Raw genomic sequence first — 19,483 nt, 5'->3', positions numbered from 1 at the left:
CTTCGACGTCTTCATGGAATTCTCCTCGTCCCGATCCCGGGATCATAAGTGGAAAATTCCAGCTCAAAACGGTCCGAATTCCTGGAGGCACGTCACTCATATTCCCGGGCCCATGCACCGGGATCGCGATGCCGCTGCCGATGCCGAATTCCTGGGCTTCGAAGAACAACCCCCGCGAGCTCGGCTCGATGCTGCTGAGGTGATCCTCGTCGCCCCAGTTGAAGGGGCGCAAAGCATTCCGCCCGCGCAGGATCACCGCATCCTCGGCATGATAGCTCCGCTTGCGATACCAGTTCTGCCAACCTTCGGGATAGGTGGTCAGCAGCATGCCCGTATCGTTCGGACGCCCCCAATCGGCTGCGAGCCAGGGCACACCATAGGAGAAATAAGCGAAGCCAAGGCTCTGGACGATGTCACCGGCAAGACTTTGAGCTTCTTCTTCCCGCTCGCAACTGTCGAGACGGCGGAACAGGTCCGCTATCGCGCTGCCCGGGACAGATCTGCTCAAGCCGAGCGGTCCTGCGGAGATGGAACTCAATCGAACCTCCGATTATGTGCAGGTCGTTGGTGAGTAAGCAAACTGCGTGCCAAAAGGATCTCCGATCCAGTTCGTGCCGCGACAGGTCGTATGAGATGCACGACGTGATTGGGTGGCGAACCCCTTGGCACGGCAGGACGAGCGGGAGTTCTGGCAATCGACCTCGCCTGCCGCTTGCAACATGCTTTCGGCTGCTCTCCGCAGAAAAGCGGACCGACATTTTTGGCCTCTACTGAAATAATCTTCGAACAGCGCCCGTTCCCGCCGTCCCAAGCGTTCATCCTCTCCCCAAAGCTGAAGTACCTTCAAAGCTTTAACGCGCGCGCCTCCACGGACTCCTGGCAGAGCGCCGGGCGCTGGAGTGCGACATCTGAAGTCGGCCTTGCACGGCTTATCCGGGCGGCGACGTAGGGTTTTGCACAAATAACACGCGGCTCCATGCACAGTATTCGCGTGACCAACCTTCCGATTAGGTTCGCGGCTAAACGTTTGCCAGGCCGATCTGCTCAGCCGTTCGCCAGGATCGCCCAAATTTTCGACTCCCGCAGGCGGAACCAATTCTGTAGATCGGTCTCTTGCCAGTCCGCGTTCATCTGGCTTCGGGGATCGAATGCAGAGCGGGAACGCGGCACCGAACAGGCATACCAGCCGGTCGGCTTCCAATTCCGGCGCGGCGCTGGAGCGTCTCCGCCTCCATGTCGCCGGCCATCCTCTTCACGGCGACATGCAGCTTGCGCCGGAACGCGAATTGCCCCGCCCCTTCGGTTTCGGTCGCCGCGTCATCCGCCGCGCTCTGGAGGTGCTGGAGGCCGAGGGCCTGATCTGGCGGCAGCAGGGCAAGGGCACCTTTGTCGGCAACAGGCCCAGGGGAGGGGGCGCTGCTCGCCGCTATTCCCGCGCTGACCGATCCGGCTGCGGTGATGGAAGCGCGAAGCCATCGAGCGCACGCTGGCGGCGCTGGCAGTCTTGCGCGCCTCGCCGGCAGATTGCAACGCTCTGGAACGCTCGGCGTAGCGCCTGACGACAACCAGCGACGGCGGACGCCATGAACTCTGGGACAGCGCCCTGCACAGGCGGATCGCCGTCGTGGCCGGTAACACCGTCTGACGCTGCAGCAGGCGATCGACAAGCCGATGATGCACACCACGCACTTCCGCGCCTCCTTCTATCTGCGCGGGCGCAAGCCCGGCAGCATCAGGGTCCAGGAAAGCTTCATGGCGCATACGATCCAGGCCCTGGAAGCGCGCAGGTACATCGTGGAGACGGAGCCGCAATGGACGGTGGGCCGGCTCGTTGCCGCCTTGCGCGACAGTGACAGCATCCTGCACGGCGCCGCCACCGCCCGACTGATGCAGATCTACGCCGCTCGCCGCTACGCCACGGACTCCGCAGAGGCCGGCTCTGATGTGGCGCTTGTCCTCAAGGTGCTGGACGGCACGCTGGATCCAACCGCTTGGGGATCCCGTCTGGACAAACAGATCGCGGCCGGATCTGACCGAACAGTTCTCTCTGTGGCTTCACCCGGCGGACCGAAGGCGCGCCGAGATCGAAGCATTCAACCATGAAAACCCGTGCTAGGGGAGCGGAAGCAGACTTGACGTCGTCATGCCTTTAGCGACTGGCATTATCGGACAGTCGTTCAACGAAATGTCAGATGCGGCGCGTGCCCCTTCTCGGCTCAATTAGAGCCTGCTGACTTCTGACGCCGGAATTTCAGACGAAGAGGGGTAACTCCGGTGCGACCGGTCCGTCCTTGGGAGCGAAAAGGTGGGTAGCTGTAACTTGCCTACTCAGGCTGGACTGGTACAGCCTTGCAGTTAAAGAGGCAGACCCGCGTCTAAGCCTGTCGTTCCGGCACCTCGCGGGGCGAATCGTCGAAGCCGAGTGCCAACTCGCTTCTGCTGCCCGTAGCTGCCGCCAGCAACAACAGCTGTGTTGCGCATATGTTGCGCGCCGGAAGGCGGGCGAGACGAATCCAGCTTTCAGGTAAGCCACATTATTGTTGCTGATTAAGCAAAAGAAACAATGAGTTAATGGCGGAGGGGGTGGGATTCGAACCCACGGTACGGTTGCCCGCACAACGGTTTTCGAGACCGTCCCATTCGACCACTCTGGCACCCCTCCGAAACGCTGGCGCTCGTGGTCTAAGGCAGGCGGGTATCTATACGGTGTGGGGCGCGGGCACAAGTCGCTTTGCGTGCATGGGTGAGAGAAGCTTGACTTTTCCCGCGCAAGCGCCTTTATGCAACCCGTCGGCGCGGACCCTTGGCTCGCGCCTTTCTTTGTATGGGTCGGGCATGTCGCCCGGCCTGCTGGTCAGACTGAAAGAAGCTCACCCGACCGGTTTCCGGCGAGGCGGGATTCGAACGCGAGGACAAGATGTTCGCAGTCATCAAAACCGGCGGCAAGCAGTACCGTGTTGCCGCCAACGATACCATTCAGATCGAAAAGCTCCCGGGTGAAGCCGGCGAGACCGTGACCTTCGGCGAAGTGCTGATGCTGGGCGGCGAGCAGCCGCAGGTCGGCGCACCGCTGGTCCAGGGCGCGTCCGTCGCCGCCGAGATCGTGGAACACAAGCGCGGCCGGAAGATTATCATCTTCAAGAAGCGCCGTCGGCAGAATTCGCGCCGCAAGAACGGTCACCGCCAGGACTACACGATCGTGCGCATCACCGGCATTGCCGGCGCGGCCCAGTAATCGATAGGCGAGCAGGAGAAGCACCATGGCTCACAAAAAAGCAGGCGGCTCGTCCCGTAACGGCCGCGATACCGCAGGCCGTCGCCTCGGCGTGAAGAAGTTCGGTGGCGAAGCCGTGATTCCCGGCAACATCATCATCCGCCAGCGCGGCACCAAGTGGCACCCCGGCCAGAACGTCGGCATGGGCAAGGACCACACCATCTTCGCGGTGGTCGAGGGTCATGTCGTGTTCCAGCACAAGGCGAACGACCGTACCTACGTGTCCGTTCTCCCGCCGGTGCTCGAAGCCGCAGAGTAGCCGGCTCGGGCCGGCGCCCGCCGACCCATGTCGAGTTCAGAAGGGGAAGCGGGGCCACCGCTTCCCCTTTTTGTTTGGGCGCTTCATGACTGACGTTCAGGACCATCGGGAGATCAGGACCGCGCGGCTGCTGCTGCGGCGGCCGGCTCCCGATGACGCGGAAGCCCTGCACCGCTTCGCCTCGGACCTGGAGATCGCCCGGATGCTGGCCCTCGTGCCCCATCCGCTGTCGCGCGGGCACATGGATGTCTTGATCCGTGGCCAGGACGATCCCGGACGCTCCGCCGGCGATTTCCTGATCGAGGCGGATGGCGAAACGGTCGGCGTCGTCACCGTGAAACGGCCGGGATACGGCACGCCGCCACGGGCCATGCCGCGTCTCGGTTATTGGATCGGGCGGCCGTTCTGGGGGCGGGGTTATGCCAGCGAGGCGGTTGCGGCCATCGTGGATCATGCCTTTCGCCTGCATCCCTCGGACCGGATCGGCGCCGGCGTCTATCACGACAATGCCGCCTCCATGCGCATTCTGGAAAAGCGCGGCTTTCGCGAGGCCGAGCGCTCGCCCACCCACTGCCTCGCGCGAGGGCTTGCGGTGGAGACGGTCAACATGCTTCTCACGCGCGAAGAATATGAAGGTCGAAATCGATGAAGTTCCTGGACCAGGCGAAGGTCTACATCCGCTCCGGAGACGGCGGGGCCGGCTCCGTCTCGTTCCGCCGCGAGAAGTTCATCGAGTTCGGCGGTCCCGACGGCGGTGACGGCGGGCGCGGCGGCGATGTCTGGGCCGAGGCGGTCGACGGGCTGAACACGCTGATCGACTATCGCTACCAGCAGCATTTCAAGGCCAAGGTCGGCGTCCACGGCATGGGCCGCGACCGGGCGGGCGCCAAGGGCGCGGATGTCATCCTCAAGGTGCCGGTCGGCACGCAGATCTTCGAGGACGACAACGAGACGCTGATTGCCGATTTCACCGAGGTCGGCCAGCGCGTGCGTCTGGCGGAAGGCGGCAATGGCGGCTTCGGCAATGCGCATTTCAAGTCGTCGACGAATCAGGCGCCCCGCCGGGCCAATCCGGGTCTCGAAGGCCAGGAAAAGTGGATCTGGCTCCGCCTGAAGCTGATTGCCGATATCGGGCTTGTCGGCTTGCCCAACGCCGGCAAGTCGACGCTGCTCGCCCGCATCACGGCGGCCAAGCCGAAGATCGCCGACTATCCCTTCACCACGCTGCATCCAGGCCTCGGCGTCGTCCGTCACAAGGAGCGCGAGTTCGTGCTGGCCGACATTCCCGGCCTCATCGAGGGCGCGCATGAGGGCGCCGGCATCGGCGACCGCTTCCTCGGTCATGTCGAACGCTGCGGTGCGCTGCTGCATCTTGTCGATGCCTCCAGCGAAAACCCCGCCGAAGCCTATGAGACGGTGCGCGGCGAACTGGCGGCCTATGGCAGCGGACTGGCGGAAAAGACGGAGCTGCTGGTTCTTTCCAAGGCCGATCTCGTCGACGAGGACGAGCTTCACGACGCCAAGGAAGCCTTGCACAGGGTCGCGGAGCGGATGCCGATGGTGATGTCCGCGGCAACGGGGCAGGGGCTCGAAGCTGTCCTCGATGCCTGCCTGGCGTTGCTGGATCGCGCCAAGGAGGAAGAGCCCGAGCCCGAAGCCGACAAGCGCTGGAGCCCCATGGGCGATGCATAAGGTCTCCGACCACCAGCGGATCGTCGTCAAGGTCGGCTCCGCGCTGCTGGTGCAGGCGGCGACCGGGTCGCTCAACACGTCCTGGCTGGACGCCCTGGCGGACGACCTGAAGGCGCTGACGGATGCCGGCAAGGACGTTCTCGTCGTCTCGTCCGGCTCCATCGCGCTCGGCCGAAACGTGCTGCATCTGCCGCGCGGCCCGCTGAAGCTGCCGGAGGCGCAGGCCGCCGCGGCGGTCGGGCAGGTCGCGCTCGCCGGCGCATGGGCCGGGGCGCTGAAGGAGCGTGGGCTGACCGCGGCGCAGATCCTGCTGACCTGGTACGACACGGAGGAACGCCGCCGCTATCTCAACGCGCGGGCGACGCTGGGCACGCTGATGCAGATGCGCGCGATCCCGGTGATCAACGAGAACGACACGGTGGCCACCGCCGAGATTCGTTATGGCGACAACGACCGGCTGGCCGCGCGCGTCGCGGCGATGGTCGGCGCGGATTGCCTCGTGCTTCTGTCCGACATCGACGGGCTCTACACCGCGCCGCCGCAGACCGATCCGCACGCCGAGTTCATTCCGCATGTGCCGGTCATCAGCGCCGAAATCGAGGCGATGGCGGGCGCGGCGGGATCGGAATTCTCGCGCGGCGGCATGAAGACCAAGATCGAGGCGGGCAAGATCGCGACCGCGGCGGGGGCTGCGATGGTGATCGCTTCCGGCCGGGTGCAGAACCCGCTGGCCGCAATCGACGACGGGGCGCGCTGCACCTGGTTCGATCCGCAATCGACGCCCGCCAGTGCCCGGAAGGCCTGGATCGCGGGCCACCTGGAGCCCAGGGGCACGATCACGGTCGATGCGGGTGCCGTGGCGGCGCTGCGCTCGGGCAAGAGCCTGCTGCCGGCCGGCGTGGTCGGCGTGAACGGCGCGTTCGCGCGCGGGGACGCGGTGGTGATCGTCTCGCGCGAGGGCGCGGAGATCGGGCGCGGGCTGGTCGGCTTCGACCGGGACGATGCCTGCAAGATCGCCGGGCACAGGACGCAGGAAATCGAAACGCTGCTTGGCTATTCCGGCCGCGCGGCCATGATCCACCGCGACGACATGGTGTTGAGGGACGGATGAACGCACAGCCTGACATCCGCGCAGCCGAGGCTGGCGCCGGCGCGAGCCCCGATACGGCCGAACTGATGAGCGCGATCGGGCAGCAAGCCAAAGCCGCCGCCGCCCGTCTTGCCACCGCCCCGTCGGAGGCGAAGAACGCCGCGCTCCGCCACGCCGCCACCGTCGTCCGCGAGCGTGCCGAAACGATCCTCGCCGCCAATGCCGAGGATCTCGCGGCCATGCGCGCCAACGGCGCGAGCGCCGCACTGATCGACCGGGGTACGCTGAACCCGGCGCGCATCGAGAGCATCGCGCGTGCGCTGGAGGATATCGCCGATATCGCCGACCCCGTGGGCTCGATCATCGCGGCCTGGGATCGGCCGAATGGATTGCAGATCGAGCGGGTGCGCACCCCGATCGGCGTCATCGGCGTGATCTTCGAAAGCCGTCCCAACGTCACCGCCGATGCCGGCGCGCTGTGCCTGAAGGCCGGCAACGCTGCCATTCTGCGCGGCGGCTCGGATGCGCATCGAACCTCCACCGCCATCCACGCCTGCCTTGTCGAAGGGCTCCGCCATGCGGGTCTGCCGGAAACGGCGATCCAGCTCGTGCCCACGCGCGACCGGGCAGCCGTGGGCGAGATGCTGCGCGGACTGGATGGCGCGGTGGACGTCATCGTGCCGCGTGGCGGCAAGAGCCTCGTCGCCCGCGTGCAGGCGGAAGCCCGTGTGCCGGTCTTCGCCCACCTTGAAGGGGTCGTGCACCTCTTCATTCATCGCGACGCCGATCTGGAGATGGCGCGAACGATCCTCGTCAACGCCAAGATGCGGCGCACCGGCGTCTGCGGCGCGACGGAAACGCTGCTGATCGACCGGGCGGTGCTCGCCACCCATGCCCGGCCGCTGGTCGAGGCGCTGCGCGAGGCGGGTTGCGAGGTGCGCGGCGATGCCGAGATCCAGTCCCATGCCGATGGGGTGATCCCGGCAACCGAGGCGGACTGGCACGCCGAATATCTGGACGCCATCATCGCGGTGCGGGTCGTGGACGGGCTGGACGCGGCGATCGCCCATATCGCGACCTTTGGCTCGCACCACACCGACGCGATCGTCACGGCCGACGAGGCGGCGGCCGCCCGCTTCCTCTCGGAAGTCGATTCGGCGGTCGTCCTCCACAACGCGTCCACGCAGTTCGCCGATGGCGGCGAGTTCGGCATGGGCGCGGAGATCGGCATTGCGACGGGCAAGATGCATGCGCGCGGGCCAGTGGGAGTCGAGCAGCTCACCAGCTTCAAGTACCGCGTCCACGGCAACGGCCAGGTCAGGCCCTAGCCTTCATGACGCAGCCGAGCAGGATCGAACAGGGGCTTCCGCCTTTCTCGCCCGGCCAGCGTATCGGGCTCTATGGCGGCTCGTTCAATCCCGCTCATGCCGGGCATCGACAGGTCAGCCTGCTGGCGCTCCATCGGCTGAAGCTCGACCGGATCTGGTGGCTGGTGACGCCCGGCAATCCCCTTAAGGATACGAGCCACCTGCCGCCGCTTTCCGAGCGCATGCGACGCGCCGCCGAGATCGCCGCCCATCCGCAGATCGTGGTGACGGGGCTGGAAGCGGAGCTCGGCACGCGCTACACCGCCGATCTGCTGGCGACGCTGACGCGACGGGCGCAAGGCGTGCGCTTCGTCTGGATCATGGGCAGCGATAATCTTCGCCAGCTCGATCGCTGGGATCGCTGGCAGACGATTGCGGAAACGGTGCCGATCGCAGTGGTCAACCGTCCGGGATCGTTGAATGCTGCGCTGTCCTCGCGGGCGGCGCAGGCTCTCTGGGCGGATCGGGTTCCGGACTTTGCGGCGGCCGATCTCGCCAACCGCAAACCGCCGGCCTGGACCTTCATAACCGGCCCCCGGACCCCCCTCTCTTCGACGGCGCTGAGGGTGCTCCAGCAGAAGAGCGAAGAGGCAACAAAGGATTTGCCTTGAAAGTAGGGGTCGCGAAGACCTATTTTAGACCCGTGGCGGCAAAAAGCCGCCTGCCAAGGGTGAACCAAGAGGATGAAGCCCTGAATACTTTGACTGGAAGCGAGGCTTCCACGGCCAGCGCAGTTGTTGCCGAAGTTTCGCCTGACGCCATGCTGTCCGGGCGAACGCTTGAAGCGGTCCTTGCGAGCCTGGATGATTCCAAGGCTGAGGAAACGATCGCCATCGACATCACCGGCAAGTCGTCCCTGGGTGACCACATGGTCGTCACTTCGGGCCGCTCGAACCGCCATGTCGGCGCGATCGCCGACCACCTGATTCGCGATCTCAAGGAGCGCGGCTTCGGTCCGCTCAAGGTCGAGGGCCTGCCGCATTGCGACTGGGTCCTGATCGATTGCGGCGAGGTGATCGTGCACATCTTCCGTCCGGAAGTGCGGTCCTTCTACAACATCGAGAAGATGTGGATGGCCGAGCCGGCCGCGGACCTTCTGGCGCGCGCCTGACGGCGCATGGATATCAGCATCGTTGCCGTGGGCCGGCTGAAATCCGGCCCCGAGACGGAATTGTGCGACCGCTATCTCTCACGCGCCCGGAAATCCGGGCGTCCGCTTGGGTTGCGGCGCATCGAAATGCGGGAACTGGCGGAATCCCACGCCTCCCGCGCGGATGACCGCAAGGGGGGAGAGGCGGAGGCGATCTCAGCCGTCCTGTCCGGCGCCGACCGGATCGTCTGCCTCGACGAGGGCGGCGAAATGGTCGACAGCGAAGCCTTCGCGGGCTGGCTACGGGCCGGAGCCGACGGCGGCATCTCCGAGATGGCCTTCGTCATCGGCGGGCCGGACGGGCTTGCGCCCTCGCTTCTGGCGCGGTCGCACCGGACGCTCTGCTTCGGCCGCATGACATGGCCTCACCAGATCGTGCGCGCGCTGCTTCTGGAGCAGATCTATCGCGCCACCACGATCTTGTCCGGTCATCCCTATCATCGTTCATAAACGCTTAGCAGATGGTCGTGTCATAGTAGGTCATGGTGAATCGCGCCTTTCCGAAGCGGCTGAAGCCGGCGGCCATTCTGGCGGCCGCCTGCCTTGTCGCGCCCTCGGGAATGGCGCTCGCCCGATCCGTCCGGCACGTGCATCATTCTAGCGCGGCAAGCGCCGCGCCCGTCCTGGCGGTGACCGATACGGACCAGGACGCCCCGCTGCCCGAAGGGGTGCCGCCCGGCGATCCCGCGCCGCAAGCCGCGGCGCCACCCGATGCTTCGGCTTCGCCCCGGAACAAGGCCGCCGCTGGCGCCCCCTCGGCCGTCTCTGCAACGCCCGAAGCGACCGCCTCGCTCGGGCCGACCACGGAGGACCGCAGGCAGGCGCGCGAGGCGGAACTCGAAGCGATCCGCCGCTCCATCTCGGTTTCGCAGCAGCGGCAGGACGAACTCAAGGGCGAGATTTCCCGGATCGAGGAAGATCGCTCGTCCCTGAACCAGCAATTGATCGACACGGCCCAGCGCCTTCGCGACGCGGAGGACAAGGTGACCGGGGCGGAAAAGCATCTGGACGAACTTCACGGCAACGAGGACGGCATCCGCCGCTCCCTGCAGGAGCGTCGCGGCGTGCTGGCGGAGGTGCTGATGGCCTTGCAGCGCATGGGGCGCACGCCCCCGCCGGCGCTCCTGTCGCGGCCGGAGGATGCGCTGGCCGCCATTCGCGGTTCCATCCTCGCCGGAGCGATCCTGCCCGACATTCGCGTGCAGGCCGAAGCGCTTGCCGCCGATCTGAAGCAACTGACGGATGTCAGCGACAAGATCCAGGCGGAGCGCGATACGCTGAAGCGGCAATACGCCTCCCTCGGCGAGGAGCAGGCGCGGCTGAACCTGCTGATGGACGCCAAGCGCCAGCAGCGCGAGGAAACCCAGCAGGCACTCGAATCGGAGAAGGGCAAGGCCGATGGCCTCGCTTCGCAGGCAAGCTCGCTGGAAGGGCTGATCAAGTCGCTGGAGGCCAATCTCGCCAGCGCGGCCAAGGTGAAGCAGGAGGCGGAAGCCGCGGCAAAAGCGCCCGACGTGCCGGCGGGGAAGGCGGCTGAGCGCTTCGCCGACGCCAGCCGCATCGCCCCGGCCGTTCATTTCGCCAAGGCCAAGGGCCTGCTCAAGCTGCCCGTCAACGGGGAGACGGAACTGGCCTATGGTGCGCCCGACGGGCTCGGCGGCACCTCGCAGGGGCTGTCGATCGCCGCCGCCCCCGGCAGCGTCGTCGTGGCACCCGCCGACGGCTGGGTGGTCTATGCCGGCCCGTTCCGCTCCTATGGTCAGGTCTTGATCCTGAATGCGGGCGACGGGTATCATATAGTGATGGCCGGGATGGAGCGGATCGACGCCCAACTCGGCCAATTCGTCCTTGCCGGAGAACCTATCGCTGCGATGGGGGCCAAGCGGCTGGCCAGTATCGGAACTCTGGACCACACTTCCGCCCAGCCGATACTATATGTTGAATTCCGGAAGGATGGCGCTGCCATCGACTCCGCTCCATGGTGGGGCAGGCGAGGCAATGACGAGGTTAGGGGATAATGCGTAAGTTCGGGCTTCTGGCGGCTGGCGCCATTTTGGGGGCGCTGGCGACAGGCGGCGTCTCCGAGTTCAGCGGAGTGACCGGTGCCGCCACCGCCGCGGCGACCGATACCTATCGTCAACTCAACCTCTTTGGGGACGTCTTCGAGCGCATCCGCTCCGATTATGTGGAAAAGCCTGATGACACCAAGCTGATCCAGGCTGCGATCAACGGCATGTTGTCGTCGCTGGACCCGCATTCCAGCTACATGGATGCCAAAGACTTCCGCGACATGCAGGTGCAGACGCGCGGCGAGTTCGGCGGCCTCGGCATCGAGGTCACCATGGAGAACGACCAGATCAAGGTCGTCACCCCCATCGACGACACCCCCGCCGCCAAGGCCGGTATCCTCGCCGGCGACATCATCACCAAGCTCGACGGCCAGCCGATACAGGGCCTGACCCTGAAGGACGCCGTGGACCGCATGCGTGGGCCGGTGAACTCCCCGATCACCCTCACGATCCAGCGGACCGGCAAGACGGACGCCTTCGACGTCAAGGTCAACCGCGACATCATCCGCATCAAGTCGGTGCGCAGCCATGTCGAGGCCGACAATGTCGGCTACATCCGGATCACCCAGTTCACGGAGAATTCTGTGGACGGTTTGCAGGCCGCCATCGCCGATATCAAGAAGCAGGTCCCGGCCGACAAGCTGAAGGGCTACGTGCTCGATCTGCGCAACAATCCGGGCGGACTGCTCGATCAGGCGATCGGCGTGTCCGATGCGTTCCTGGGTCATGGCGAGATCGTTTCCACCCGCGGCCGCAAGGCTTCCGACATCCAGCGCTTCACCGCGCGGGCCGGCGACCTGACGGACGGCAAGCCGGTCGTCGTGCTGATCAACGGCGGCTCGGCCTCCGCTTCCGAGATCGTGGCGGGCGCGCTGCAGGATCATCGCCGCGCGACCGTGGTGGGCACGCGTTCCTTCGGCAAGGGGTCGGTCCAGACCATCATCCCGCTCGGCAAGAACGGGGCGTTGCGCCTGACCACGGCTCGCTACTACACGCCGTCCGGCCGCTCCATCCAGGCCAAGGGCATCGACCCCGATATCCAGATGGTCGACGAACTGCCCGCCGACCTGAAGGGCAAGGTCGACATGACCAGCGAGGCGGAACTGCGCGGCCATCTCAAGAACGAGGCCGATAAGGACGCGGACAAGGAAACCTCGGGTTCCTCGGCCTATGTCCCGCCGGATGCGAAGGACGACAAGCAGCTCAACTATGCCTATGACCTGCTGCGGGGGATTCAGGTGAACAGCCGTTTCCCTGCAAACGACTCGCAGGGTATACCGGACTGACGATTCGCGCCGGCGTCCGCGCCGGCCCCTGACGGGCAAAGGAAACATGGCGGCGAGCGATCTTCATCAGCCGCTTCATCCGAAGAGCAAGAGACCGCCTCGACAGAGGCGGTCTTTGTTTGTCCCCGTTCTGGTTTCCGTTGCCGCTCTGCTCGGGGTCGTCGCGATCGTGTGGAGCGCCGTGGTCTCCGATCCGGACGGCGGCCACGTGGTGGCGATCGCCGAAATCCGCGATCCAAGTCCCTTGAGCACCGGCAGCCTGCCCGGTGCCGCCCGCCCCGCCGGCTCCCCGGCAGGGCCGCAGGCGCCTGCAATTACGCCGACACTTGCTTCCCTTGCGCCCCGCGTGCCGGATGCGGTTCGCGCCACCGGCGCGCCCCTTCCCGAACTCGTCGAGCAGAGCGCCTTCGGACCGTTGCCGAAGGTCGCCAGCGACGGCCTCCGGCCGATGGACGCCTATGCCCGGCCGGCCGGCATCCCCGCCGGCAACGGGGCACCGCGCGTGGTGATCGTGGTCGGCGGTCTCGGCCTCAGCCAGACCGGCACGCAGAGCGCCATCCAGGCACTGCCGCCGGAGGTGACGCTCGCCTTCGCTCCCTATGGTTCCAGCCTCGGCCGGTGGGTCGATCGGGCCCGCCAGGACGGGCACGAACTGCTCCTGCAGGTGCCGTTGGAGCCCGTCGGCTATCCCCAGGTGAATCCCGGCCAGCATACGCTGCTGGTGTCCGCCGACGCGGCCAGCAACGGGCAGGAACTCGACTGGTCGCTGGGACGGATCGGCTCCTATGTCGGCGTGATGGGCTATCTCGGGGGGGCGTTCCTTCGGGAGGACCGGGCCGTGCAGCCTTTTCTCCAGGGCCTTGCCAGCCGCGGCTTGTTCTTTCTCGATGATGGCTCCAGCCCGGAAAGCCGCGCGGAAACGCTGGGTCGCCAGCAACATCTGCCGGTGCTGCGGGCCGACGAGGTGATCGACACGGATCGCGATCCCGCCGCCATCGAGGCGCAGCTTTCCCGGCTGGAGGAGACCGCCCGCGCGCAGGGCGTGGCTGTCGGGGTCGCCTCGGCCTTCCCATCTTCAGTAAGCGCGATCGTCGCCTGGATCGCCCAGGCGAAAACGCGCGGCGTCGCGGTGGTCCCGGCCAGCGCGGCATTCCAGCGGTGATTCATGACGAACTTTGAGCAGCTTCCCTATCGCCGTTGCGTCGGCATCTGCGTCTTCAATCCGCAAGGGCTCGTCTGGGTCGGCAGACGGCACGGCCCGGCCAGCAAGATCGATAATGAGCACGCCTGGCAGCTGCCGCAGGGCGGCATCGATGCCGACGAGAACCCCGTGGAAGCGGCCGTGCGCGAACTTTACGAGGAAACGAGCATTCGCTCGGTCGAACTCCTCGGCGAGAGCGAGCGCTGGCTGAGCTACGACCTGCCCGCGCCCGTGGTGGGGCAGGGCTGGCGCGGCCGCTATCGCGGGCAGACGCAGAAATGGTTCGCCTTTCGCTTCACCGGGCCGGAAAGCGAAATCGACGTCGTGAAGCCCGGCGGCGGCGCGCACCGGCCGGAATTTACCGAATGGCGCTGGGAAGAGCTGGAGCGGGTGCCCGATCTGGTGATCCCGTTCAAGCGCGAGGTGTACGACGCGGTGGCGCAGCAGTTCGCCAGGTTCAGCACCCCCACGTGAACCCTGCCGTGAATTGACCGGACGCCCGCTCTCGCGGGCGATCCTCAGTCGATCACGAGCTTCACTTTCTGCCCGGCGGTCAGGTCCTGATTGTCGCTGAAGCCGTTGATGACGCGGAACAGCTCCAGCGGCGTCTCCGTGCCCTGCATGCGCGCCGCCATGCTTGCGACGGTGTCGCCGGAACGCACGCGGACGATGGCGAGGCGCAGCGGCTGCAGGCGCGTGAGCTCGGACGGATCGAGCCGGCGGAAGGTCGAGAGCGTATCCTGGAGCGCCTGCTCGATCTTCGTCGCGTCGCCGCGGTCGGCAAAGATCATGCGGTACATGTTGGAGCCGACCCGAACGGCGCCGATCCTGAATTCCCAGTTGCTGGCCGAGGCGGCGGCGGTTGCGGCGGGAAGCCCGTTCACCGTCTCAGACTTGATGGAATCCGGGACCAGCCCGTTGACCCAGCCGGAAGCAAGGTAGTCGGCGGGCGACATGTCGGCGGCGCTGGAAACACCGTCGAAGCGCATGGCGGTGTTGTCGCCGGAAGCCGCAAGCACCGCTTCCCGCGTATTTTCCAGCCGGAAGGTGGAGGGAACGCGGAAGGCGATCGACAGGCGCGGATGCAGGAACTCATGCCCGCGCACGAAACCTTCCGACGGATCGTCGCCGAAGATCATGCCGTCGAGGCTGTCCACGTAATCGTCGCGCGGCGGCTGGATCGTGCCGGGGGCGCCGAACTGGCGGGCCACCTGCACGGCAAGCTCGCGCCGTTCGGCGGTGCCGGGATGCGACGCCAGGAAATTCTCCGCATCGTCCTTCTTGCCCAGCGCCGAGCGCAGGTCCGAATAGGCCTGCAGCTTGTCCATGAAGCGGGAGGCGGCGAAGGGGTCGTAGCCGGCGCGGCCGGCCATGGTGATGCCGATCCGGTCGGCTTCGATTTCCTGGTCGCGCGAGAACTTGGCGATGGTGAGCTGCGACTTGGTCCGCGTGTTCACGCTTTCGGAGGGGTCGGTGATGACGTCGGCGGCCACCTGCTGCACGAGCTTGGCCTGCTGGATCGCCTTGGCGCGAGCAAGCGCATGGTTGGCGAGCACGTGGGCCATCTCGTGCGCGACGACGGCGGCGAATTCCGAGCTGTTCTCCGTCAGCGCCAGCAGGCCACGTGTCACGTAGAGATAGCCGCCCGGCATGGCGAAGGCATTGGCGACGGGCGAGTTCAGCACCGTCACCTTGTAGCGCCGGGTGGGATCGTCCGACGCCGCGACGAGCTTCGCGACGATCCCGTTGATCGCGGCTTCGACCTTCGCGTCGGAGTAGACGCCGCCATATTCCGCGGCGATGCGGGGGTCGATCTGCGGCGCGGCAGCCTTGACGACGGGCGCGCTCAAGGGTTTCGACGTGATCAGGTTCACGTCGAGTTTGGGGGAAGGACTCCCCGCCATCTGGCAGCCGGCAAGAGCAAGCGCCAGAACGGGAATGAACAGCCTCGTGCGCATGAAGGTCGGATTGCAGAGGTTCACGAAGGAAATCAAGGTCTATCGGTGGCCGGGCTGACGCTTTCCGGCAAGCGTTGCAACTGTGCAGGGGAGGTGAGTTCCATCATCGGTCCGCCATGCTCCGCCAGGAAGCCGCGCACGCGGACGCGATGGCCGACGAGGCTGGATGGAGCCAGATCTCCGGTGAAACGGGAGCGGTCGACGGCGGCGATTTCCACGGTGACATCCTCCGACCACTTCCGGCCGAAATTGAGGTAGGTGCGCGTGCGCCGCTCATTGGCCGAGAGAACCTTGCCTTCCATCATGGCGAAGCCGCCGATGCGGTGCGAAAGGACGTCCGGCCGCGCCGCGAGGGGGACCGTCGCGGGATCCGTCCAGTAACCCCGGCGGTGGGTGCGCGCCTGCTCCTCGGCGGCCAGAATCGTGGCGAGGCAGGGGTTCTCCGTCCGGCCCGGCAGCATGAGCGCAACGCCGGCACCTGCCAGATCCGCCTGCACGAGCCGGTCGCCCTGAAAAATCAAGGCAGGGAAGCGGCCGCGACGGTCCAGCCGCTGAGTGAGGAGGACGAGCCGCAAGGAACCTGCGGCAACGAGCGCGCGAAGCTCCTTCAGTTCCGCGCGGTCGGCGTCGGCGGGGCGATCGACCAAAAGCGCGAAGCTTCCCACGCCTGCAAGCGCGATGCGGCGACCGTCGGCGAGGACGATCGTGCGCGCGTCCGGCACTGAGTCCAGAGCGACAGGGGAGGCGGAAGTGGCGGAGCAATCGGCAGCCAGCACCGGGGTGGAAGCGGCGAGCAGAGCAGGCGCCGCCAGCAGAAAGCCCAGCAAAGCACGCCGCAATCGCGTGGCCCTGGAGAAAAACCGGGGCCCGCCCGCCTGCATGCAACCTCGCTCTGGACCGCTGTAGCACTTCCCGATACAAAGCGGAGGCCGCAGCGGCAAGGCCCCGTAGCTCAGCGGATAGAGCATCAGATTCCTAATCTGAGGGTCGCAGGTTCAAGTCCTGCCGGGGTCACCAGCCAAATCCTGAAGTTGCAGGCTAAGCGAGGATCGCTTGGTAAGCTCTGACGCACGGGTCTGAACGGCCTGCGCTGTTGCGCCGGCCGAACTCAGTGCGCCGATGCGGCTCCAACGGCTCCGCTGGACGGCGGGTCTTATTTCTTTGAGGCGGGCTTGGAGGGTGCAGGTTTCGCGGCTGCCAGGCTCGTTTCGGCCATATATTTGGGTCCGGCCGACTTCGGCTTCTTGGCGTCGGCTTTGGGCTTGCGGGCTTCTCGTTTGTTGTTCTGCGATTTAGCCATTGGAGGCTCCCCTCAACGAACACCTCAAGGTGTTCGCCCGGTTCGTTGCGCAATCAAATAATCCGTCGGAAGGCCCAGACCGACCGAAGCCGGTTCATCAGGCGTTCGCCTGGTCTGCGGCCTCGAGTTCATCGAGCATGAAGTCGACGAGGTTTTTGTAGCCGAGAGCTCGCATGGCCGACTTGAGATAAAGACCGTGGCCCACGGCGTCCGCTTCAACATCTTTGGCGAGGGTCTCCGCAGAGACGGCACCTTCGCCCATCGGAGCGGTGACATGGGAGGCGGCCCAGTTCTTCAGCCACTCGACGGAAACGTCGGTGCTGGATCGGCCGGAATTGCTCTGAGGACGGGGGTCGAAGAGCTTCCCGGTGGTGGTCGCTGCCATTCCTTTGATCCTCCGTGCGTGCTCGTCTCAGGCCGCGTTCAGATGGGAGGCGAGAACGAAGCGAAGTTTATTCCCGGGTAGCCTGCCGCGGCAGCCATGCTCGACCGAGCGGGAAGAATACGAGCTTCTTCGCGAAGCCGGCAGGGATCAGTGTGCCGGGGTGTAAGCCGATACGGGGCGGTCGCTGAACAAGAGCGCCCATATTTGCCGCGGTCCCGTCTCGTTGCCCCGAAATGAAAAAGGCCCGCCGGAGCGGGCCTTCAAGATTATGCGTGGGCGAGGTTCGTCGCCGCCATCTTCCCAGACCGTTGATCGGTCTCGGTATCGAAGGAGATCTTCTGTCCTTCGATCAGGCCCCGCATGCCGGCGCGCTCAAGGGCCGTTGCATGAACGAAAACGTCCTTCGAGCCATCATCCGGCTGGATGAAGCCGAAGCCCTTTTGGTCGTTATAGAATTTCACAGTACCAGTAGTCATAGATGCCTCCCGAAAAGGCGATGCGCGTCACGACGCACGAGTTATCCGCACGCTGTCGTCGATGTTGAGAGAAAAAGCTGACCGTGCGCCCTTATGAAAAGGCGGGAAGGACCAAGTTATCCTGGCAAGTCGATAACCTGTATTTAGTTAGCGTAGAGCGATTTGCAAGGGCCTAGACGGGAGAATCAGATGACTGACCACACGAGAGAGCTTTATCGGAGCTCGAGCGGAGACCGTTGGCTCCTGGCGAAGGAGTCTTCCTCGAACCGAGCCTACATCCGGCACGAGGGCAACGCTTCCTCCGGCGGACACGTGTCGGAAATCGACATCGGGTCTTTTCTCGGCAATGGCGCCCATGGCCCCGAGCATCAGGCGCTCATGAGGCTGATCGGAAGCCTCGTCGGCGCAAACGACGATGAGGCAAGTCAGGCCTGATCGTTCTCTCCGGCCATCGTCGTACGGGCTGAAGGCGTCCGATGGAAATCGCGCAAGATCGTGCCGGCGTGATCCACGCGCTTCTCCGGTGCTCGCGGCGGCGTCCACGCAAGGAAAGCGAGCTCGCCGGTACCTGATCCTCCGGGGAGTGGCCCGTCTGATGGAGCCGGCGCCGATCGTCCTGGAGGATCGAGCGCCGGGCCTGCCTCTCAGGCGAGGGACACGAAGCGGTCGAGTTCCCGGTAATCCGGCAGAGTCCGGTCGATAGCCTCGCCGTTGCGCAGCACGATCCGCCCGGACTGCGGGCGCGACAGGAACTCGCTCCAGTTGCGGGCTGGGAAAAGCACGAGATCGGCGGGCGCGCCTTCGGCGAGACGACCGTGGTCGGCTCGGCCGAGCGCATCTGCCGGCGTGCGGGTCACGGCATTGGCCCAGTCGCCGACGGGATGGTCCAGTTGCCCGATGCGGACGGCCTCGCGGAAGACCTCCACCGCGTCGAGGTCGCCATAGGCGTAGAACGGATCGCGCGTATTGTCGGATGCGACGGAGACGGAGATGCCGCGCGCCTTCATCTCGTGCAGCAGCGTCACGCCCCGCCAGCGCGGCGTGCGCCCGGTCTGCCGATCCTGCAGGTACATGTTGCACATGGGCAGCGAGACGACGGAAAGCCCGGCCTCCGCAACCAGGTCCATCGTGCGATCCGCCTCGTCCTCCGGCTGCTGCGCCAGCGAGCAGCAATGGCCGACGACGATGCGGCCTTCAAAACGGTTGCGAAGGGCGGCCTCCGCGATGGCGCGAAGCGACCGCGATTGCGGTTCGCGGGTCTCGTCGACATGGAGGTCGATGTCGAGCCCAGCCTCCGTCGCGCGCTGCATCAGCCGGTCGAGCGACGTGTCGCCTTCCGGCAGAACCTGGGTGAACGAGCCGAGCACGCCGCCATAGCGTGTGACGGTCGCGACGATGTCGTCGGCGAAGGCGTCGTCGCCGAAGAAATCCAGCGGGAAGAGCGCGACGGCCTGCAGATCGATCCGCCCGGCCCAGCGCTCGCGCATATAGTCGAAGACGGGCCACGAGATCGTGTGCTGCGGCGGGATGGAATCGATGTGGGTGCGGATCAGGCTGGTGCCGTGCGCATAGGCGGAGCGCAGCGCGAAATCCATGCGGCCCGCCACGTCCTCGGCCGTCCAGCGCGCGGCGCGGTCGGCCCCGACGGCTTCCAGCGCGCCCATGAAGGAGCCGTCCGGGTTCGGCTTGCGCGGGGAAATGTGCCCCTTGTCCAGATGCGTGTGCATGTCGACGAAGGTTGGCCACGCCATGCCGTGGTCCAGATCCAGCACCGGCAGGTCTTCGCCGTCGGTGCCGGGCGGCAGGATCCGCTCGATGCGCCCATCCGCGATGATGAGGTCGGCGGCGGTCAGCCCGTTCAGCGCGACTTCCCCGAGGAGCAGCGCGGGAGTGCCCTCCAGCAGGCAGGACGGCACGGTCGCATGCGCGATGCGGAAGCGCGTGGCTCCGGAGATCGTTTCGAGTTTGGCTGCCAC

The 19,483-nt window shown here is 65.9% G+C and carries 23 protein-coding genes and 2 tRNA genes; 17 read left to right on the top strand and 8 right to left on the bottom strand.

Annotated features, from left to right (window positions below; genetic code table 11):
- Positions 1–538 (bottom strand): autoinducer binding domain-containing protein (locus tag BMY25_RS16085; RefSeq protein ID WP_177176897.1); only part of this gene is annotated, 538 nt, incomplete at its 3' end.
- 610 nt (positions 539–1,148) lie between these two features.
- Between BMY25_RS16085 and BMY25_RS16080 the strand changes: the two genes are divergently transcribed.
- Together BMY25_RS16080 and BMY25_RS16075 are read left to right on the top strand one after the other, a co-directional pair.
- Entirely contained in the window at positions 1,149–1,559 is a 411-nt protein-coding gene (locus tag BMY25_RS16080; protein WP_092498390.1) for a GntR family transcriptional regulator, read from the top strand.
- A gap of 193 nt (positions 1,560–1,752) precedes the next feature.
- Entirely contained in the window at positions 1,753–2,103 is a 351-nt protein-coding gene (locus BMY25_RS16075; protein WP_143062001.1) for a hypothetical protein, read from the top strand.
- 469 nt (positions 2,104–2,572) lie between these two features.
- On the opposite strand, the gene BMY25_RS16070 is transcribed toward BMY25_RS16075, so the two are convergent.
- Positions 2,573–2,662, bottom strand: a tRNA-Ser gene (locus tag BMY25_RS16070).
- Between the two features lie 255 nt (positions 2,663–2,917).
- Between BMY25_RS16070 and rplU the strand changes: the two genes are divergently transcribed.
- The 13 genes from rplU to BMY25_RS16005 all read left to right on the top strand — a co-directional run bounded on the left by rplU (position 2,918) and on the right by BMY25_RS16005 (position 13,862).
- Positions 2,918–3,235 (top strand): 50S ribosomal protein L21, encoded by a 318-nt coding sequence (gene rplU / locus BMY25_RS16065; RefSeq protein WP_092498385.1) that lies wholly within the window; start codon positions 2,918–2,920, stop codon positions 3,233–3,235.
- 25 nt (positions 3,236–3,260) lie between these two features.
- The gene (rpmA, locus tag BMY25_RS16060; protein WP_092498383.1) at positions 3,261–3,533 is read left to right on the top strand and encodes a 50S ribosomal protein L27; all 273 of its coding nucleotides are present in this window, start codon (positions 3,261–3,263) and stop codon (positions 3,531–3,533) included.
- Between the two features lie 85 nt (positions 3,534–3,618).
- Positions 3,619–4,182 (top strand): GNAT family N-acetyltransferase, encoded by a 564-nt coding sequence (locus BMY25_RS16055; RefSeq protein WP_177176896.1) that lies wholly within the window; start codon positions 3,619–3,621, stop codon positions 4,180–4,182.
- Entirely contained in the window at positions 4,179–5,225 is a 1,047-nt protein-coding gene (gene obgE / locus BMY25_RS16050; protein ID WP_092498379.1) for a GTPase ObgE, read from the top strand. Before BMY25_RS16055 ends, obgE begins: the two co-directional genes overlap by 4 nt.
- Positions 5,218–6,336: a glutamate 5-kinase gene (gene proB / locus BMY25_RS16045; RefSeq protein ID WP_092498377.1), complete on the top strand. Its 1,119-nt coding sequence runs from the start codon at positions 5,218–5,220 to the stop codon at positions 6,334–6,336. Before obgE ends, proB begins: the two co-directional genes overlap by 8 nt.
- Positions 6,333–7,643 (top strand): glutamate-5-semialdehyde dehydrogenase, encoded by a 1,311-nt coding sequence (locus BMY25_RS16040; RefSeq protein WP_428976978.1) that lies wholly within the window; start codon positions 6,333–6,335, stop codon positions 7,641–7,643. The genes proB and BMY25_RS16040 overlap by 4 nt, the downstream gene beginning before the upstream one ends.
- Before the next feature lie 5 nt (positions 7,644–7,648).
- Positions 7,649–8,293: a nicotinate-nucleotide adenylyltransferase gene (locus tag BMY25_RS16035; RefSeq protein ID WP_092498375.1), complete on the top strand. Its 645-nt coding sequence runs from the start codon at positions 7,649–7,651 to the stop codon at positions 8,291–8,293.
- A gap of 149 nt (positions 8,294–8,442) precedes the next feature.
- Complete coding sequence (rsfS, locus tag BMY25_RS16030; protein WP_092498373.1) at positions 8,443–8,793, top strand: ribosome silencing factor; 351 nt, start codon at positions 8,443–8,445, stop codon at positions 8,791–8,793.
- 6 nt (positions 8,794–8,799) lie between these two features.
- On the top strand, positions 8,800–9,282 hold the full coding sequence (gene rlmH / locus BMY25_RS16025; protein ID WP_092498371.1) for a 23S rRNA (pseudouridine(1915)-N(3))-methyltransferase RlmH: 483 nt from the start codon (positions 8,800–8,802) through the stop codon (positions 9,280–9,282).
- A 32-nt stretch (positions 9,283–9,314) separates the two neighbouring features.
- Complete coding sequence (locus BMY25_RS16020) at positions 9,315–10,850, top strand: murein hydrolase activator EnvC family protein (protein ID WP_092498369.1); 1,536 nt, start codon at positions 9,315–9,317, stop codon at positions 10,848–10,850.
- Positions 10,847–12,187, top strand: coding sequence for a S41 family peptidase (locus BMY25_RS16015; protein WP_177176898.1), 1,341 nt, complete (start codon positions 10,847–10,849; stop codon positions 12,185–12,187). Before BMY25_RS16020 ends, BMY25_RS16015 begins: the two co-directional genes overlap by 4 nt.
- A 115-nt stretch (positions 12,188–12,302) precedes the next feature.
- Positions 12,303–13,349, top strand: coding sequence for a divergent polysaccharide deacetylase family protein (locus BMY25_RS16010; RefSeq protein ID WP_177176895.1), 1,047 nt, complete (start codon positions 12,303–12,305; stop codon positions 13,347–13,349).
- 3 nt (positions 13,350–13,352) lie between these two features.
- Positions 13,353–13,862 (top strand): RNA pyrophosphohydrolase, encoded by a 510-nt coding sequence (locus tag BMY25_RS16005; RefSeq protein ID WP_092498363.1) that lies wholly within the window; start codon positions 13,353–13,355, stop codon positions 13,860–13,862.
- A gap of 44 nt (positions 13,863–13,906) precedes the next feature.
- On the opposite strand, the gene BMY25_RS16000 is transcribed toward BMY25_RS16005, so the two are convergent.
- Both BMY25_RS16000 and BMY25_RS15995 read right to left on the bottom strand, forming a co-directional pair.
- Positions 13,907–15,382: a M48 family metalloprotease gene (locus tag BMY25_RS16000; RefSeq protein WP_092498361.1), complete on the bottom strand. Its 1,476-nt coding sequence runs from the start codon at positions 15,380–15,382 to the stop codon at positions 13,907–13,909.
- Positions 15,379–16,185, bottom strand: coding sequence for a thermonuclease family protein (locus tag BMY25_RS15995; RefSeq protein WP_143062000.1), 807 nt, complete (start codon positions 16,183–16,185; stop codon positions 15,379–15,381). Before BMY25_RS15995 ends, BMY25_RS16000 begins: the two co-directional genes overlap by 4 nt.
- A gap of 102 nt (positions 16,186–16,287) precedes the next feature.
- Here BMY25_RS15995 and BMY25_RS15990 point away from each other — a divergent pair.
- Positions 16,288–16,363, top strand: a tRNA-Arg gene (locus BMY25_RS15990).
- Positions 16,364–16,499: 136 nt separating this feature from the next.
- On the opposite strand, the gene BMY25_RS20870 is transcribed toward BMY25_RS15990, so the two are convergent.
- The 3 genes from BMY25_RS20870 to BMY25_RS15980 form a co-directional block, all read right to left on the bottom strand.
- Complete coding sequence (locus tag BMY25_RS20870) at positions 16,500–16,646, bottom strand: hypothetical protein (protein WP_177176894.1); 147 nt, start codon at positions 16,644–16,646, stop codon at positions 16,500–16,502.
- A gap of 97 nt (positions 16,647–16,743) precedes the next feature.
- Entirely contained in the window at positions 16,744–17,031 is a 288-nt protein-coding gene (locus BMY25_RS15985) for a hypothetical protein (RefSeq protein WP_092498357.1), read from the bottom strand.
- Positions 17,032–17,297: 266 nt separating this feature from the next.
- A complete protein-coding gene (locus BMY25_RS15980) occupies positions 17,298–17,507 on the bottom strand; it encodes a cold-shock protein (RefSeq protein ID WP_092498355.1) in 210 nt (69 codons plus the stop codon).
- A 312-nt stretch (positions 17,508–17,819) separates the two neighbouring features.
- Between BMY25_RS15980 and BMY25_RS21325 the strand changes: the two genes are divergently transcribed.
- Positions 17,820–17,942, top strand: coding sequence for a hypothetical protein (locus BMY25_RS21325; protein ID WP_255365511.1), 123 nt, complete (start codon positions 17,820–17,822; stop codon positions 17,940–17,942).
- Positions 17,943–18,151: 209 nt separating this feature from the next.
- On the opposite strand, the gene BMY25_RS15970 is transcribed toward BMY25_RS21325, so the two are convergent.
- The gene (locus tag BMY25_RS15970) at positions 18,152–19,483 is read right to left on the bottom strand and encodes a cytosine deaminase (RefSeq protein WP_092498351.1); all 1,332 of its coding nucleotides are present in this window, start codon (positions 19,481–19,483) and stop codon (positions 18,152–18,154) included.

Origin of the sequence: Faunimonas pinastri, assembly GCF_900110915.1 — a bacterium.
GTDB classification, from domain to species: Bacteria; Pseudomonadota; Alphaproteobacteria; order Rhizobiales; family Afifellaceae; genus Faunimonas; species Faunimonas pinastri.
The sequence above is the reverse complement of the archived record's forward strand: the minus strand, read 5'-3'. Positions and strand labels throughout refer to the sequence as shown.

Coding starts and splice junctions, on each gene's coding strand:
- proB (WP_092498377.1), top strand. CDS start 5,218: ATGCATAAGGTCTCCGACCACCAGCGGATCGTCGTCAAGGTCGGCTCC.
- BMY25_RS16075 (WP_143062001.1), top strand. CDS start 1,753: ATGGCGCATACGATCCAGGCCCTGGAAGCGCGCAGGTACATCGTGGAG.
- rlmH (WP_092498371.1), top strand. CDS start 8,800: ATGGATATCAGCATCGTTGCCGTGGGCCGGCTGAAATCCGGCCCCGAG.
- BMY25_RS15985 (WP_092498357.1), bottom strand. CDS start 17,031: ATGGCAGCGACCACCACCGGGAAGCTCTTCGACCCCCGTCCTCAGAGC.
- obgE (WP_092498379.1), top strand. CDS start 4,179: ATGAAGTTCCTGGACCAGGCGAAGGTCTACATCCGCTCCGGAGACGGC.
- BMY25_RS16055 (WP_177176896.1), top strand. CDS start 3,619: ATGACTGACGTTCAGGACCATCGGGAGATCAGGACCGCGCGGCTGCTG.
- BMY25_RS16035 (WP_092498375.1), top strand. CDS start 7,649: ATGACGCAGCCGAGCAGGATCGAACAGGGGCTTCCGCCTTTCTCGCCC.
- BMY25_RS20870 (WP_177176894.1), bottom strand. CDS start 16,646: ATGGCTAAATCGCAGAACAACAAACGAGAAGCCCGCAAGCCCAAAGCC.
- rplU (WP_092498385.1), top strand. CDS start 2,918: ATGTTCGCAGTCATCAAAACCGGCGGCAAGCAGTACCGTGTTGCCGCC.
- BMY25_RS16080 (WP_092498390.1), top strand. CDS start 1,149: ATGCAGAGCGGGAACGCGGCACCGAACAGGCATACCAGCCGGTCGGCT.
- rsfS (WP_092498373.1), top strand. CDS start 8,443: ATGCTGTCCGGGCGAACGCTTGAAGCGGTCCTTGCGAGCCTGGATGAT.
- BMY25_RS16005 (WP_092498363.1), top strand. CDS start 13,353: ATGACGAACTTTGAGCAGCTTCCCTATCGCCGTTGCGTCGGCATCTGC.
- BMY25_RS15980 (WP_092498355.1), bottom strand. CDS start 17,507: ATGACTACTGGTACTGTGAAATTCTATAACGACCAAAAGGGCTTCGGC.
- BMY25_RS16020 (WP_092498369.1), top strand. CDS start 9,315: ATGGTGAATCGCGCCTTTCCGAAGCGGCTGAAGCCGGCGGCCATTCTG.
- rpmA (WP_092498383.1), top strand. CDS start 3,261: ATGGCTCACAAAAAAGCAGGCGGCTCGTCCCGTAACGGCCGCGATACC.
- BMY25_RS16040 (WP_428976978.1), top strand. CDS start 6,333: ATGAACGCACAGCCTGACATCCGCGCAGCCGAGGCTGGCGCCGGCGCG.